General features: G+C 66.3%; 3 protein-coding genes. All 3 read left to right on the top strand.

What is annotated here, in order from left to right; all coding sequences use genetic code 11:
• The first annotated feature begins 206 nt into the window (after nt 1–206).
• The 3 genes from D7T59_RS04395 to D7T59_RS04385 all read left to right on the top strand — a co-directional run bounded on the left by D7T59_RS04395 (nt 207) and on the right by D7T59_RS04385 (nt 17,459).
• On the top strand, nt 207–1,931 hold the full coding sequence (locus D7T59_RS04395) for a ShlB/FhaC/HecB family hemolysin secretion/activation protein (protein ID WP_180851052.1): 1,725 nt from the start codon (nt 207–209) through the stop codon (nt 1,929–1,931).
• A gap of 106 nt (nt 1,932–2,037) precedes the next feature.
• On the top strand, nt 2,038–17,118 hold the full coding sequence (locus D7T59_RS04390; protein ID WP_180851053.1) for a hemagglutinin repeat-containing protein: 15,081 nt from the start codon (nt 2,038–2,040) through the stop codon (nt 17,116–17,118).
• Nucleotides 17,115–17,459: a DUF596 domain-containing protein gene (locus tag D7T59_RS04385; RefSeq protein WP_099605663.1), complete on the top strand. Its 345-nt coding sequence runs from the start codon at nt 17,115–17,117 to the stop codon at nt 17,457–17,459. The genes D7T59_RS04390 and D7T59_RS04385 overlap by 4 nt, the downstream gene beginning before the upstream one ends.
• The last annotated feature ends 207 nt before the right edge of the window (nt 17,460–17,666 follow it).

Here is a 17,666-nt window from a genome sequence, read left to right as displayed (position 1 = left end):
ACTGGCGGACCGGCGCTGGTCCGGGTGTAGATCCGGGGCGCCGCCCGCTGGCGGAATGCCGTCCGTCGGATATCACATTTTGCCCGGATGGGCTGGGCCGGCGGCAGTCTGCCGGCTCTGTTTCCTGCCACACGATTCCCTTACAGTGCTGCCTCTTCCAGCCGCATCTTCGTCGGTCTGGCAGCCATCCGCAGGGAAAAAGCATCGTGGAACAGGGACGTAATGTACGCAGCCGCGCGTTGCAGTGGCGGTTGTCCGTGGGCGTGGCACTGGCCATCGCCGGCTTCCAGGCACCGGCCGGGGCGCAGACGGTGTCGCCGGAGCAGGAACTGCTCCGGCAGCAGGAGCGCGAGCGCGCGCTGCGTGAGCAGCAGGAGTCCACGCCGGATGTCCGCCTGCAGCCGGCTACCGAAGACCTCGGCCACCTGCCGGTGGAAGAGTCCCCCTGCTTCACCATCAACACCATCGCGCTGCAGGGGGATCTAGCGGACCGCTTCCGCTGGGCGCTGGCGGCAGCCGATCCCCGCAGCGACCCCGCCACCGGGCGCTGCCTCGGCACCGCCGGCGTGGACATCGTGATGAAGCGCGTGCAGAACGCGATCATCGAGCGCGGCTACGTCACCACCCGCATCCTGGCCGCACCGCAGGACCTGAAGACCGGCATCCTGACGCTCACGGTCGTGCCAGGCCGCGTCAATGCCATCCGCTTTGCCGACGGCGCAGGCCGCACCCCCGCCCTCTGGAACGCGGTGCGGGTGACACGCGGCGAAGTACTGAACCTGCGTGACATCGAACAGGCGCTGGAAAACCTGCAGCGCGTGCCGACCGCGCAGGTGGACATCCAGATCGCGCCCCCGGCCGATGGCGCGGCGGCCAAGCCGGGCGAGAGCGATCTGGTGATCAGCTGGCAGCAGGCGCGCCTGGTACGGGTCAACCTGACCCTGGACGATGCCGGCAGCCAGTCCACCGGCAAGATGCAGGCCGGCACCACGGTGTCGGTGGACAACGCGGCCGGCCTTAGCGATCTGTTCTACATCAACGTGGGCAAATCGGTGTTCAACGGCAGCGAGCGTGGCACCGACAGCTGGTCAGTGCATTACAGCGTGCCGCTGGGCGGATGGCTGCTGGGCGCCAACGCCAGCAACTTCGACTATGAGCAGACCGTTGCCGGTGCGTTCGAGAACTACGTCTACAGTGGCTCCAGCCGCAACGCCGAGCTGCGCCTGACACGCATGCTGTTCCGCAACGCGCGCGCCAAGACCAGCATGTACGCGCGTGGCTGGTACCGCGAATCGGACAACTTCATCAACGATACCGAGATCGAAGTGCAGCGCCGCCGCATGGCGGGCTGGGAACTGGGCCTGGGCCACCGGCACTTCATCGGCAAGGCGACACTGGATGTGAACCTGGCGTACCGCAAGGGGACCGGCGCCTTCAACGCGCTGCGCGCGCCGGAAGAGGCCTTTGGCGAAGGCACGGCGCATGGCCGCATCTACACCGCCGATGCGCAGCTGGTCGTGCCGATGCAGTGGGGCCGCCAGAGCCTGCGCTACACCGGCAGCTGGCGTGCGCAGTGGAACCGCTCACCGCTGGTACCGCAGGATCGGTTCTCGATCGGTGGCCGCTACACCGTGCGTGGCTTCGATGGCGAAATGTCGCTGACCGGCGAGCGCGGCTGGCTGCTGCGCAATGAAGTGGGCGTACCCCTGGGCAGTGGCGTGGAGGCCTACGTCGCGGTCGATCACGGCCGCGTCGGCGGTCCGTCCACGGCCCGGTTGCTCGGCGACAGGCTCACCGGTACCGCGCTCGGCCTTCGCGGCGGCACCCGCCACATCAACTGGGATGCCTTCGTCGGCAGTCCGTTGTCCAGGCCGCGCGGCTTCCAGACCGGCTACACCACGTTCGGAATGAACATGGGCGTCTCGTTCTGACGCCTGCGCATGGCCGGCCTGCGCTGCCTGCAGCGCGGCCAACACGATGCGGTACCGCGCAGCCCGCTGCGCAAACCACCCAACAGCACCGAAAGGAATCAGCGCCGTGAACAAAGTCTACCGTCTGGTCTTCAACCGTACGCTCGGGGTCATGCAGGTTGCGTCCGAGCTGGTCAACGCCGCGCACGGCGGTGCCGACAATCGTGAAGGCCGCACGGTCGGCACCCTGCGTCCGATCAGTTTCGCGTTGTGGCTGGTGCTGGGCTGGGTGGGGCTGGTGCAACCGTTGTCCGCGCAGCAGGCGCCGGCCGACCCGGGCCGCATCGCCGCCGACCCGGGCGCGCCGGCAAACCAGCGCCCGACGGTGATTACCTCGGCCAACGGCACGCCACAGGTCAACATCACCACGCCCAGTGCGGGCGGGGTGTCGCGCAATACCTACCAGCAGTTCGACGTCGGCCAGCAGGGCGTGATCCTCAACAACTCGCGCGGCGAGGTGCAGACCCAGCTGGGTGGCTGGGTGCAGGGCAATCCGTGGCTGGCCACGGGCACCGCGCGGGTCATCCTCAACGAGGTCAACAGCAGCAATCCCAGCCACCTCAATGGCTATGTGGAGGTGGCCGGTGCGCGGGCGCAGGTGGTCATCGCCAACCCGGCCGGGATCCAGATCAATGGCGCGGGCTTCCTCAACGCCAGCCGGGTGACCCTGACCACCGGCACGCCGATCGTCAGCAATGGCGTGCTGGAAGGCTATCGCGTCGAAGGTGGCAGCATCGGCGTCGGTGGCGCGGGCCTGGATACCAGCCGCGCCGACTACACCGACATCATCACCCGTTCGCTGCAGGTCAATGCCGGCATCTGGGCCAACCAGCTGCAGGCGAGCCTGGGCAGCAACGTGGTCAGTGCCGACCACAGCAGCGTGCAGCAGCAGAAGCCTACGTCCGCCGCGCCCACTTTCGCGCTGGATGTGGGCGCGCTGGGCGGCATGTATGCCAACCGCATCTGGCTGGTCGGCAACGAACATGGCGTGGGCGTAAGCAATGCCGGCAAGATCGGTGCCCAGGCCGGCGAGCTGGTGGTCACCGTCGACGGCCGGCTGCAGAACACTGGCGCGATGCATGCGCAGCAGGACCTGCGCATCGACGCCAGCGCGGGCATCGCCAATGCCGGCACGCTCAGTGCCGAGCGCGAGCTGCGCGTGCAGACCCCGGCAGATGTCGACAATAGTGGCGGCACGCTCAATGCGCGACGCATCGAAGTGAATGCCGATGCGCTGCGCAACCGCGGCGGCAGCATCGAACAGCTCGGAGCGCAGGCGCTGCAGCTGCAGGCGGCCGACGTCAGCAACCTGCAGGGCCGCATCGGCAACGTGGCCAGTGTTTCGCCAGGCACCGGTACCGGCGGCACCGGCACCCCGCCGGGTACGGGTACGCCAGGCACGGGTACGCCAGGTACCGGCACTCCGGGCACTGGCACTCCCGGCACCGGCGGCGGCACCCCGCCGGTCACGCCGCTTCCGCCGCTGGCGGCCGGCGTGCTCAACATCGCTGGAACGCTGGGCAACGACGGCGGCCGCATCGAAGCCAGTGGCGACCTGCAGCTCAGCGCCCGCAACAGCTTGGACAACAGCGACGGCACGCTGGGCGCAAGCACCCTGCAGGTGCAGGGACAGGCGCTGCGCAACATGCGTGGCACCCTGCAGGTCCAGGGCGCGGCCAGCGCGCAGGTGCAGCAGCTGGACAACAGTGGCGGCCGCATGACCTTCGCCCGTGGCTTCGAGCTGCAGGCGCAATCGGTCATCAATCGTGGTGGCAGCCTTGCCCACGGTGGCAGTGCCGAGACGACCTGGACGATCGGCCAGCTCGACAACAGCGAGGGCAGCATCTCCAGCAATGCCACGCGCCTCGGCCTCGACATCGGCACCCTGGTCAACACCCGGGGCAGCATCAACCACGCCGGCAGCGAGGGCCTGCTGCTGCGTGCGGAGGTACTGGATGGCGTGCAGGGCAGCATTGCCACCGCCGGCGCGGCAGACCTGCTGCTGGGCCGTGCCGACCACCGCGGTGCGCAGCTGGTCGCCCGCCAGCTCGGCCTGAGCGCACAGGACTTCGACAACCGCGGCGGCCGCGTGCTGTCCGCGGGGCTGCAGGCCAGTACGCTCAACGTCCGCAATCACCTGGACAACAGCGACGGTGGCCTGCTGGCCAGCAACGCCGACCTGCAGATCGATGCAGCGTCCTTCGGCAATGCCGGCGGCACCGTGCAGCAGGCGGGCACCGGCAACCTGCGCATCACCACCGCCAACCTGCAGGGCCAGGGCGGCACCGTTCTCAGCAACGGCGCCCTGCAGCTGCACGGCGATACCCTGAACCTGCGCAATGGCACCACCGCCGCGCAGCGCATCGATGTGCGCGCCGGCGACCTGACCACCGCCGGCGGCACGCTGACCTCGACCGGCGGCGATGCGCTGCAGCTGCAGGTATCGCGCACCCTGGACAACAGCGGCGGCACCGTGGGCGCCAATGGTGCGCTGGACATCAACAGCGGCATCCTCATCAACGACGGCGGCAAGCTGATCGCCGCAGGCACCGGCACCAGCCGCATCCACGCCAGCCAGCGGCTGCAGAACCAGCGCGGCCTGCTGTCCGGCAATGGCGATCTGGACATCACGGCCGATGGCCTGCTGAACGATGGCGGCAGCATCGACCATGCTGGCACCGGCACGTTGCAGATCGAGGCGACCACCATGCAGGGGGCTGGCGGCAGTATCGCCAGCAACGGCCAGTTGCAGTTGAGCGGGCAGCAGCTGGATCTGCAGAAGGGCAGCACCCGCGCCCGTGACGTGAAGATCACGGCCACCGGCCTGGACACCAGCGGCGGCAGCCTGCTGTCACTGGGAAACAACGCGATGCAGCTGCAGGTGCAGGGCCTGCTGCGCAACGACGGCGGCAGCATCAGCGCCAATGGCGCGCAGCAGATCCAGGCGGGTGCGTTGTCCAACCGCGGCGGTGCGCTCAATTCGGCGGGAACGGCAGCTTCGCAGATCCGGGTCGACGGCACGCTCGACAACAGTGGCGGCAGCATCGCCAGCAATGCCGCCCACCTGCAGCTGAAGAGCGGCGCGCTGGTCAATGCCGGCGGTACCCTCAGCCATGCTGGCAGCGACGGCCTGGTCATCGACAGCGGGCGCCTTGACGGAGCAAAGGGGCAGATCGCCACTGCCGGCGCTCTGCAGCTTACTGCGGCCGAGGTCGATCACCAGGGCGCGTCGCTGGCTGCCGCGCAGCTGGACATCACCGCGACCGGGTTCGACAACCGCGGCGGGCGCATCATCGCTACCGGCACCGGTGGCAATACGCTGCGCGTGCAGGGCACGCTGGACAACGGCAATGGCGGCACCCTGGCCAGCAATGGCAACCTGGATATCCACGCGCGTACCTTCGGCAATGCCGGCGGAACCGTGCAGCAGGCCGGGTCCGGCAGCCTGTTCATCACCACGCAGGACCTGACCGGCGCCGGTGGCACCCTGCTCAGCAACGGTTCGCTGGACCTGCAGGGCGACTCCCTCGATCTGCGCAACGGCATCACCACCGCGCAGCGCATCAGCATCGACGGCGACACCGTGATCACCGCCGGCGGCCAGCTGAGTGCGCTTGGCACCCAGGCGCTCCAGCTGCAGGCCAGCAGCCTGCTCGACAATACCGGCGGAACGCTGGGCAGCAATGGTGCGGTCGACGTGCACGCAGGCCGCTTCGTCAACGACCATGGCAAGTTGATTGCCGCCGGTGATGCTGCGTCCGCAATCCGCGCCGCGCAGCTGGAGAACCGCAGCGGCTCGATCTCCGCCAACGGCAACCTGCGCATCGAGGCGCAAACGCTGTCGGGCCAGGGCGGCAGCATCGGGGCCGCCCGCGCGCTGTCACTGCAGGGCGGGTCATTGGATCTCCGCGGCGGCAGCGTGGCGGCCGAGCAGCTCGATATCGTGGCCGACAGCCTGGACAACAGCGCAGGCGCGCTGCGCGCAACCGGCAGCGGGACGCTGGCACTGCAGGTAAGCGGCCGCTTGGCCAACGACGCGGGCACCATCGCCAGCAACGGTGCCCAGCGCATCGAAGCCGGCGAACTCTCCAACCGCGGTGGCACGCTCAGTTCGGCAGGCAGCGCCACTACCGAGCTGCATGTGGCGGGCCTGTTCGACAACAGCAACGGCGTGCTCGCCAGCAACGGCGCCGCGCTGAAGATCGATGCCGGCCACATGGCCAACGTGAAGGGCACGCTCAGCCATGCCGGCACCCAGGGGCTGCTGCTGCGTACCGGGCAACTGGACGGCCAGGGTGGCAGCATCGCCAGTGCAGGCGGCATCACCCTGCAGGCGGGCAGCGTGGACCATCGCGGTGCCACTCTGCAGGCCGAGCGCATCGCACTGGACGCACAGTCCTTCGACAACCGGGCCGGCAAGGTCATCGCGACCGGTGCCGAGGGCAGCACGATCAACGTGGTCGGCACGCTGGACAACGGCGAGGGCGGCCTGCTGGCCAGCAACGGCGACCTTGGCATCCAGGCGGCGGTGTTCGGCAATGCCGGCGGCACCGTGCAGCACGCCGGTGAAGGCGTGCTGTCGATCGACGCCGGCACGCTCAACGGCACCGGCGGCACGCTGGTCAGCAATGGCGGCCTGTTGCTCAAGGGCACCACCACCGACCTGCGGGCAGGTGTCACCTCCGCCAAGCGGATCGAGATCGACACCGGCTCCCTGATTACCGCCGGTGGCACGCTTACCGCAACCGGCAATGACATGCTGCGGCTGAGCGCGCGCGAACGCATCGACAACAGCGGCGGTACCGTGTCCAGCAATGGCGGGCTGGACCTGCGCAGTGCCGCGCTGGTCAACGCGGGCGGCACGCTGCAGTCGGCGGGTACAGCGGCGAGCCAGCTGATCATCGGCCACGACATCAACAACCGCAGCGGCCGCATCCTGGCCAACGGTGGGCTTGGCATCAGCTCCGGCGGCATCGACAACCAGGGCGGCACGCTGCACAGCGCCGCACGGCTGGTGGTCAAGGCCGATGGCCTGCTCGACAACAGCAACAAGGGCGTCATCGCCAGCGGCGCGGGCATGCAGGTGGCGGCGGCTTCGCTGGACAACCGCAGCGGCAGCATCGAGCAGGCGGGTGACGGCCTGCTGCAGATCGATGCCACCACGCTGCAGGGCCACGCCGGCCGCATCGTCAGCAACGGCGAGCTGCAACTGAAGGGCGAGACCCTGGATCTCAGCGCAGGCACCACCGCCGCGCAGCAGGTCAGCATCGAGGCAGACCAGCTGGACAACACGGCCGGTACGCTGAACGCCACCGGCAGCCAGGCGATGTCGCTGCAGGTGCGCGGTGCACTCGGCAATGACGGCGGCACCATCGCCGCCAACGGCGCACAGCAGATCAACGCCGGTTCGCTGTCGAATGCAGGCGGCACGTTGAGCTCGGCAGGTACGTCCGACAGCCGGATCTCCGTCACCGGCCGATTCAACAACGGCGGCGGCACCCTCGCCAGCAATGCCGGCAACCTGCGCCTGGACGCCGGGCAGCTGGTCAATGCCGCAGGCAGCATCGTCCATGCCGGCAAGGGCACCCTGACCGTGAAGGCCACCCAGCTGGACGGGGCCGGCGGCAGCATCGCCACGGCAGGCGCATTGCAGCTGGATGCGATGACTGTGGACCATCGCGGTGCCACGCTCAATGCCGATCACTTCACCGTCAACGCCGACCGCTTCGACAACCAGAACGGCAAGCTGCTGGCGACGGGCACGCAGGCCAGCACCGTGCAGGCCACCACCTCGCTGGACAACGGCGGCAACGGCCTGATCGCCAGCAATGGCGACCTGACCCTGACCAGCGCACTGTTCGACAATGCCGGCGGTACCGTGCAGCAGGCCGGAACCGGCACGCTGGCGATCAACGCGCACACCGTGAACGGCCAGGGCGGCAAGCTGCTCAGCAATGGCGCCCTGCAGTTGACCGGCGAAACCACCGACCTGCGCGACGGCACGATGGCCGCTGCCCACATCGCCGTGGATACCGGCACGCTGCTCAACGCGGGCGGATCGATCATCGCCTCCGGCACCGATACATTGAAGGTGTCTGCGCGCGGCCGGCTGGACAACAGCGGGGGCACGCTGGCCGGCAACGGCTCGCTGGATCTGCGCAGCGCGCAGCTGCTCAACAACCTGGGTACCCTCCAGGCCGCCGGCAGCGGCAGCAGCACCCTGACGATCACCCATGCGCTGGAGAATCGCGGTGGTCGCATCCTGACCACGGGCGATGCAGGCATCAGCGCGGGCACGCTCGACAATCGCGGCGGCACCGTGCACAGCGATGGCAACAGCGCGCTGACCGTGCGCGTGGACGGCCTGCTCGACAACAGCGACAAGGGCACCCTGTCTGCGGGAGGCGCGCTGGTGGCCGAGGCACAGGCCATCAACAACAGCGGCGGCACCGTGGCTGCGGGGCAGGATCTGCAGCTGACCAGCACCGATCTGCTGCGCAATGGCGGCGGCCTGGTCCAGGCCGGCAAGCACCTGCAGGTCTCGGCCGGCGGCCTGAGCAACACCAGTGGCCGGATCATCGCCAACGACCTGCAGCTGGATACCCGCGGCCAGGCGCTGGACAACCGCAGCGGCATCATTGCCAGCCTTTCCGGAAATGCAGCACTGCGCAGTGGTGCGCTGGACAACACCGGTGGCCTGCTGCAGTCGGCGGCAACGCTCAGCATCGACACCTCCGGACAGCGGCTGACCAACGCCGCTTCCAATGGCAACGGCATCGTCAGCAGTGGCACGCTGCAGATCCGCAGTGGTGATCTGGACAATCGAGGCGGCTCGGTGTTCGCCAAGGCCGGCGCCGACGTGCAGGCCGTCAACATCGACAACAGTGGCGGCGGCTCGCTGGTGAGTGCAGCCGACCTGCTGCTGCGCGCGCAGCAGCTGGCCAACAGCGGTGGCAGCGTGACCGCCGGTGGCAATGCCGACATCGGTTTGCAGGGCGCCCTGCTCAACAGTGGCGGTCTGGTGGCGGCGACCGGTCGCCTCGACCTGCAGGCCGGTTACATCGACAACCGCAATACGCTCAGCCAGGCCAATGGCCCTGCGCTGGGCCTGCAGGGCAAGAACCTGCAGTTGACCACCGGCAACCTGGACAACCAGAACGGCCAGGTGATTGCCGACAACCTGCTGCTGCAGGTGAACCAGCGCCTGGACAACAGCGGTGGCCAGGTGTCGGCGGCGCTGACCTCCGATGTCCGCGCCGATACTCTGGTCAACAGCGGTGGCACCCTGGTGGCCGGCAGGCAGCAGACGCTCCGCACCCGCGAGATCATCGGTGATGGCCGGCTGATGTCGCAGGGTGACATGACCCTGGAGCTGGGCCAGAGCCACACCAACCGCGGCGAGATGGTGGCCAACGGCACGCTGAGCCTGTCCATCCAGGGCAACCTGGACAACAGCGGCAAGCTGGCGGGCGCCAACGTCAACATCAACGCCGGCAACATCACCAACGCCTCCACCGGCGAGATCAGCAGCATCGGCCTGACGCGCCTTGCAGCGGGGGGCGCACTGGTCAACTACGGCCTGCTGGATGGCAACGTCACCCATATCACCGCCGCGACCGTCGACAACATCGGCAGCGGCCGCATCTACGGTGACCGCGTCGCCATCCAGGCGGGATCGCTCAACAACCTCGCCGCCAACATCGGTGGCGCGGACCGTGCGGGCACCATCGCCGCGCGCCAGCGCCTGGACCTCGGCGTCGGCACGCTGACCAACAGCGGCAAGAGCCTGATCTTCAGTGATGGCGACGCCGCCATCGGCGGCGCCCTGAACGGCCTGGCCGCGGTAGGCAGCGCGCAGCGGGTGGACAACATCGGCTCCACCATCGAGGTCAGCGGCAATCTGGACCTGTCCGCGCTGGCGGTGAACAACATCCGCGAGAACGTGGTCGTGGAGAAGGTCACCACCGTGCATGCGCCGGTCCGGCTGGAGCAGCCTGGCTGGTTCAAGAACGCCACCAACAACAACCGGGATTTCCGCGCGACGTCGAACTACCAGCCGTACGAGATCTACTACCTCGATCCGTCCGACATCCTCGAAGACACCCCGTATGTCACCCCGGATGGCCAGCAGATCCGCAAGGCGGTCATCCGACTGACCAGCAACACCAGTGCCTACGCCTTCGCCCGCGGTGGCGCGTACGGTGCGCGCGCGTCGCGCGAACGCCTGAACGTGCAGGACGGTACGGTCACGGTCTACTACGTTGGCCGTGCCGACAACCGCAACAATCCCGATCAGCTCGGTGCGGGGGCGGAAGATCCCTTCCGCGACCTGTCCGTCCGCGGGGCCGGTTCGCCGCCGATCGAGTACGTGACCGACACCCTCAGGTACAACAACGCTTACGGCACCTGCACCACCACCTGCGTGCAGATCATCACCTATCCGGACTACGACAACCCGGAATCGACGCTGATCAACATGCAGCGCCACCCGCAGGACACCAGCGGCAACGAGAAGACCCGCATCGCTACCCGTACCACCGTGGAAGACGTGGTGGTATCGGCTGGCAACAATGCCGTGATCAATGCGGGCGGCAACATGCGGATCAGCACCGATCGGCTGGAGAACCGTTTCGCCAACATCGCCGCGGGCCGGGACCTGGCCATTGTCGGCCTGAACCGTGACCAGTCCGAGGTGATCAATGCAGCGGAGCAGCTGACCCGCACCAGCACCTTCGACAACGTGTCCATCACCTACGGTGGCTCCTCCAGCCGCTGGAAGGCGGCCCCCATCACCGAGAAGACCGGTGCGCTGGGTTCGTCGATAACAGCCGGTGGCAAGCTCAGCATCGATGTCGGCAACCTGCGCAACGACAACACCGGTGGCAGCAACCCCAACGCCGGTGGTGGCAAGGGAACCGCGCAGCTGGATACCGGCGGCCGCGGTGCGGGTGCGGTCGGCCCGGGGGCCGGCAACGTGCAGGGACCTGGCCAGAGCAGCGGCCAGGGTGCGGGCAACGTGGACGCGCAGGGGCCGGGCACGGCCGGCGCGGCGCAGGGCGCCAGTGGCAGCCATCAGCAGGCGGTTGCTCAGGCCGACGGCGTGCGCGCAGATGCGGCAGGCGCACAGGGGCCCGGTCAGGCCGGCAACGCCGGCACCGGTGCCGGCACGGCGCAGGACATCAGTGCGGCACAGGCCGGGCAGGCCAATGCCAATGGCCCGGCCACGGTCCGCGCCGGGGAGCACACCGGAAGTGGTGGCAACACCGCCGTGGAGGGCAAGCAGGCCACCACGACGACCGGTTCTGACCCGCGCGTGGTGGTGACCACCAGCCCGAATGCCAGTGCGCCCACGGCCAGCCTGTTCAACGTGGACGCCAACCGTGGCAATCACATCGTGGAAACCGATCCGCGCTTTGCCAGCTACCGCGATTGGCTCAGCTCGGATTACCTCCTGCAACGCGCAGGCTTCGAACCCTCGCAGACGCAGAAGCGCCTGGGTGACGGCTTCTACGAGCAGAAGCTGGTACGCGAGCAAATCGGAGAGCTCACCGGCCGCCGCTTCCTTACCGGCCATGCCAGCGACGAGGAGCAGTACCGCGCGCTGCTGGAGGCCGGGGCCACGGTCGCAAGCGAGTGGGGTCTGCGACCGGGCGTGGCGCTCACCGCCGAGCAGATGGCACGGCTGACCAGCGACATCGTCTGGCTGGTGGAAAAGGACGTCACCCTGGCAGATGGCTCGGTGGTCCGTGCGCTGGTCCCGCAGGTCTACCTGCGGGTCCTGCCGGGCGACCTCGGCAACGATGGCGCGTTGCTGGCCGGCGCGGAGGTGGACGTCAAGCTGCGCGGTGATCTGGTCAACAGCGGCACGATTGCCGGCCGCCAGTTGGTCAGCATCGATGCCGGCAACATCCGCAACCTGTCCGGCGGCCAGATCAGCGGTGCCCAGGTGGGCCTGTCGGCGCGGCAGGACATCGACATCATCGGCAGTACCGTCAAGGCCACCGATGCGCTCGCACTGAAGGCCGGCGGCAACATCACCGTGGCCTCGACCACCACGGAATGGAAGGACCAGGGCGATCGCCTGTCGCAGCAGAAGACCACGCTGGATCGCGTAGCCGGCCTGTATGTCACCAATCCCGGTGGCGAAGGCGTGCTGTCGGTGGTGGCTGGCGGTGACATCGGCCTCAAGGCGGCGGAGATCCGCAATGCCGGCACGCATGGCATCACCCAGCTGGCTGCTGGTGGCAACCTGGACCTGGGCGCGCAGACGCTGGGCCAGAGCAGTGCGCTGAACCACGACAACCGCAATCACACCAGCAACAGCCAGACCACGCATGCGGTGACGTCGATTGAGGGCGCTGGCGATGTGGTGCTGGCCGCGGGCAAGGACATCAACCTGGCCGCAACCCGCATCAAGGCAGATGGCGGCATGGCCCTGCAGGCCGGTGGTGACATCAACAGCCAGGTGCTGGTGGACAGCCGCAGCAGTGATTTCAGTGCCGGTGGCAAGCGCAGTTCGCTGCAGATCAGCCAGAGTGACGAGACCGTGCGTGGCAGCCAGTTGCAGGCTGGCGACAATGTAGTGCTGAGGGCGAACCGCGATATCAACCTGACCGCCACCCAGGTCGCCAGCTCGGATGGCACGCTGAGCGTGGCGGCCGGTCGCGACGTCAACCTGCTCTCGGCCAACGAAACGCATGACTTCAGCCTGGACAGCTACGACAAGAAAAAGAAGACCCTGTCGAGCACCACCACCACCCGCCATGCCGAGAGCAGCGACAGCTATGCCATTGGCACCGGCTTGATGGGCGAGAGCGTGAGCGTCACCGCCGGCCGCGATCTGACCGCCGTAGGCGCGGTGGTTGACGCCACCGGCACAGTGGTCCTCGGTGCGGGCAACAATGTACTGATCACTTCTGCGGAAGACCATCACAGCAGCGAGTCCAGCGAGAGCAGGAAGAAGTCCGGCTTCACCGGTGGCTTCTCCAATGGAACCGCTTCGATCGGCTACGGCAGCTCGAAGAACAGCAGCAGTTCTGCCGAGCAGTCAACCACCCAGGTCGGCTCGGCCATCGCCTCGCGCGAAGGCAGTGTGCTGATCAACGCCGGTAACCAGCTGACGATCGCCGCATCCGATGTGGCCGCAGGCAAGGACCTGACCCTGGTTGGCAAGGACATCAACCTGCTCGCCCGCCAGGACACAGTGGACACCCAGGCCAGCCAGTCGAGCAAGTCCAGCGGGTTCTCGGTGGGCGTCACCTACGACCCGGCCAAGGCGTACCGCACCGCACGCGACAACGCCACCGAAGGCATGGCCGACAGTGGCACGATGATGGGCCGGATCACGCGTACCGCTGAAGGCGTGGCGGCCGGCGTGTCGGCGGCCGTGCTACCGGCGATCACGGCCGGCAGCCAGCGCTCGAACAGCAACCAGAGCCACTCCACCAGTGACGCCCGGGTCAGCAACCTCAATGCAGGCGGCAATCTCTCGCTGATCGCCAATGGCGGCTCGATCACCAGCCAGGGTGCGCAGATGTCGGCCGAGGGCAATGCTGTCCTGCTGGCCACCAAGGACATCGTGTTCGATGTCGCGCACAACACCGAGCGCAGTGACAGCGACAGCCGTGGCAAGGGCTGGGGTATCGCCACCAACTCCGCCGGTCTGCCGTTTGGCACCAACAATTCGCGCAGCGAGGGCGCTGGCCAGAGCGACACCATCACCGGCACACAGCTGTCGGTGGGTGGCGGTGTACGCATGGCCACCACCGAGGGTGATATCCGCCTGACCGCCGCCAACATCGCGGCGGAAAAGGACGTCAGCATCCGCGCTGCGGGCGACCTGACGATCCGTAGTGGGCAGGACACGGTCAGCAATGCCAACCGCTCGGACAGCAAGGCGATCGGCACCGTGCAGATCTCCGATACCGAGAAGTTCTCCGGCTGGCATCGCGAGCAGCATCGCGATGACAGCGCGCAGGTTTCGCAGGTGGCCAGCACCGTTGGCAGCCTCGGCGGCAACGTCAACCTCACCGCCGGTGGCAAGTACACGCAGAGCGCCAGCAATGTGGTGGCGGCCAAGGACGTGAACATCACTGCCGCTGAGATCGAGCTGCTGACCGCCGACGAAAGTGGTCACTACTCGCAGAGCGACAAGGACCTGAAGATCGGTGCCTTCGCGCGGGTGAAGTCGCCGTTGATCGATCTGCTCAACAACGTCGATGCCGCCCGCAAGTCCGACGACCGCCTGCAGAAGATGCAGGGGCTTGCTGCTGGTGCCAATGCCTATCAGGCCGCCAGTGCCATCTCCAGCATGGCCGGCAAGGGCGGAGGCGGGGCGCTGCTCAGTGCCGAGGCCGGCGTCGGCTTCAAGACCTCCAGCAGCAGTGCCGATGGCAGCAGCCAGGTCTCGCGTGGTTCCACCATCCAGGGCGGCGGCAACGTCAACCTGACCAGCACCCAGGGCGACATCCACGTGGTGCAGGGCAATCTGAGCGCGGGCAACACGCTCAGTCTGGATTCGGCCGGTGACATCCTGCTGGAAGCCGGCAAAGCGCATGTGGCCGACCGCAGCAAGAGCAGCAATGCCGGCGCCGAAGTCGGCGTGGGCGTCGCGGTGGGTGCGCAGACCGGTGTGTATGTCTACGCCGAAGCGAGTGTGGGCAGCAGCAAGTCCAATGCCGAGAGCAGCACCTGGCAGAACACCACGCTGACCGGCAAGAACATCTCGATGAAGGCCGAGGGCGATACCACCCTTCGCGGCGCGACCGCCACCGCCGACCGCATCGACGTCAAGACCGGTGGCACGCTGACCGTCGAATCGCTGCAGGACATCGCCGAGAGCATGTCCAAGAACAGCCAGGTGGGTGGCCGTGTGCAGGTATCGTTCGGCACGGCCTGGAATGCTGACGGCTACGCCAGTGCAGGCAAGGCCAACGGCAGCTACCAGGGCGTCGGGCAGCAGAGTGGCCTGTTCGCCGGCGATGGCGGTTATCACGTGGATGCTGGCCAGGTGAACCTGGTAGGCGGCGCGATCGCCAGCACGAATGCAGGAAACAGCGAGCTGACTGCGGATTCGCTGACGTTCACCGACCTGCAGAACCAGATGGACTACAAGGCCACGTCGGGGAGTATCAGTGGGGGCTTCGGCAACGCAGGCAGGGGCTCGGCCGGCAAGGGCGTGGGCGCGGGCGAGCAGCTGAAGGGCATTGGCACGAGCATCGTGACCGGCGAGTTGGGGCGGCCGACGGGTGTCTCGATAGGTGGTGGGCTGCCCATGCATGAGAGCGGCAGCGACAGCTCCAGCACGCGTGCGACGCTGACCGAGGGCAACATCACCATCGGCGGCAGGAAGACCACCGCGGCCGAGCTGGGCGTCAACACCGATGCAGCCGCTGCACACCGCGCGCTGGAAGCGATGCCTGATGCGAACAAACTGCTGGCTGACCAGCAGGCAATGGCGAACGCAGTCAGCACGGTGCTTGCCACCAGCAAGCAGGTCTCCGTGGATGTGCAGGCCTATCAGAGCAACAAGGCGACCCAGGCGTACTACGACGGCCTGTCGCCGGAACAGAAGAACGAATTCAACGCGCTAAGCGCGGAACAACGCGATGCGGTGCTGACGGCAAACAGCCCGGCCTACGAAAATGCCAAGAAGTGGGGCACGGGCGGTGAATACAACCGCGCATTGAACGCAGTGACGACCGCCCTTGTGGGAGGCGCAGCGGGACAAGGTGCTGGTCAGGTCGCCTCCAATGCACTGGCGCCATATGCCGCCTACTTCATCGGCAGCACGCTTGACCCGAACCATGGCAGTGACCCGAACGCAACGCTGCAATTGCTGTCGCATGCGGTGCTGGGTGCGCTGCTGGCCGAAGCCAATGGTGGCAATGCGGGGACCGGTGCCGTATCGGCGGCCGGCGGCGAGTTGGCAGCGAAGGTGCTGACCGATACGTTGACCGGGGGCGATCCTTCCAGGCTGAGCCCGGAACAGAAGGAGATGGTGCTGGCGCTGTCGCAGGCGGTGGGTGCACTGGCGGGTGGCCTGTCGGGGCAGGATCTGGCTGGGATCGCGTTGAATGCGGGGATTGCCAAGAACTCGGTTGAGAACAACTTCCTTGCCGAGGATCAGGCTCGAGTAATGAAGCAGCAACTCGACGAGTGCGGCAGCGACACGTCATGTCAGAAGATGGTGCGTGACGTTGCCAAGCAACTGTCGGAGCGAATGGACTATGAGCTGCTCTCGGTTTGTACAGCGAACTCGGCGAGCCCTGCGTGTCAGGCGTTTGTGAATGCGGCCGTTTCCTACAAGTATGGCTCGTGGCCCGGAGAGCTTGGACTGTTCGATGATCTCGGCCGTAGCAGCGAGGCGCTTTCCTCGTTCGCTCACTCCATGAATGGACGTGCCTATCGCGAGCTGATTTTTGAGAACGGGGGGCTCCAGCCCGTCTATATCCTGCCTCAGGAATATACGGTGGCCGCGCTGGCGCAGTGGACCGCCGGTGTCGACACTTCCATCGATCAATATGGGCTGTGGTCCAAGGAGACTGCAGGCGAAGTAGGCCTTGGGCTGGCACAGTTGCTGGCACGACGCTATGGAATGGTCAATATAGTCGGCGGCAACGGAGGCTTTGGGAGCGGACGGAGTGATGGGACACCGAATACCTCAAGCGGGACGCAAGTGGATGCGGAGAAGTCCGCACTGGAGAGAATCGCAGGTCGCCCGGCAGGGCCCGATTTGTCTCTCAAACAACCTGAATCCGTTCTTCAGGCGTACTCGCAAAAGCGAATTGATGACCTCGCACACCAATACAATAGCAAGTCATTGGATCCTAAGGATTTTCAGCTGAATCTTGGTTCAAAGGTCTTGAAGGCCGATGCTCAAGTCAGTACGGGTGCTCCGGTTTATATTGGTGCAAGCACATCCGATGTCATGCTGTATTTCAGACAGCTGACTGGAACTGATCGCATGCCTGTCGCGAAGGTCGTACCTGGAAAGGGTCTTCTTTATACGGCAACCACGAGCTCTGGTGCAAAGATAACTCTTAGAGATTTTTCAACGAGCGCGCAGAAGACTGGTGCGAGTTGGACAATTGATGTGCAGGATAAATCCATAAATAATGGAAAGCGAGTAGAGGTGAAGTTCAAATGAAAGATGGGATTTATTGTGCAGTGGTGACTTCTTCGTTTGGGTTATCAATGGGTACCGTCTGGCAGCACATGACGATGGAAATGGGAGGTGTTGGGATCTCCGAAAGAAAAGACGCGTTCTTCGAGTTGATGGGTCGTTTGTTGAGGGAAGGGAAAGTGAGGCTTGCAACGGACGGGGTGTTCTTGCAAGGCGACTGGAGGGAGCAGCTGACGCTAATCTCAAACGCTTGGCCCGAAAATCCTGGTGAAGATGATATCGATGGATTCGGCCTCTGGTTCTTGACCGATGCTCCGGCGGGTCTGGTTTGGATCGGCGCAGATGGCCGTGAACACTGGACGTAGTAGTCCGATTCATGTCGGTGGCGCCACGATGATCCTGACGAATGGGTCAGGGCTTGTAACGACACCGAGCTTTGATGAAGCTTGCTTGAGAAGTGTTTTGCGCTCAGTACTTGCCGTGAACTGCAGGGGTGGGATGATCTATCCTCGGATATGAAGAAAATGGTCGCCTGTCATCCAAGTTTGAATCAGCTTTCAATGGAAGCATTG

The organism is Stenotrophomonas maltophilia, assembly GCF_013464915.1.
Lineage (GTDB): Bacteria > Pseudomonadota > Gammaproteobacteria > Xanthomonadales > Xanthomonadaceae > Stenotrophomonas > Stenotrophomonas maltophilia_AT.
The sequence above is the reverse complement of the archived record's forward strand: the minus strand, read 5'-3'. Positions and strand labels throughout refer to the sequence as shown.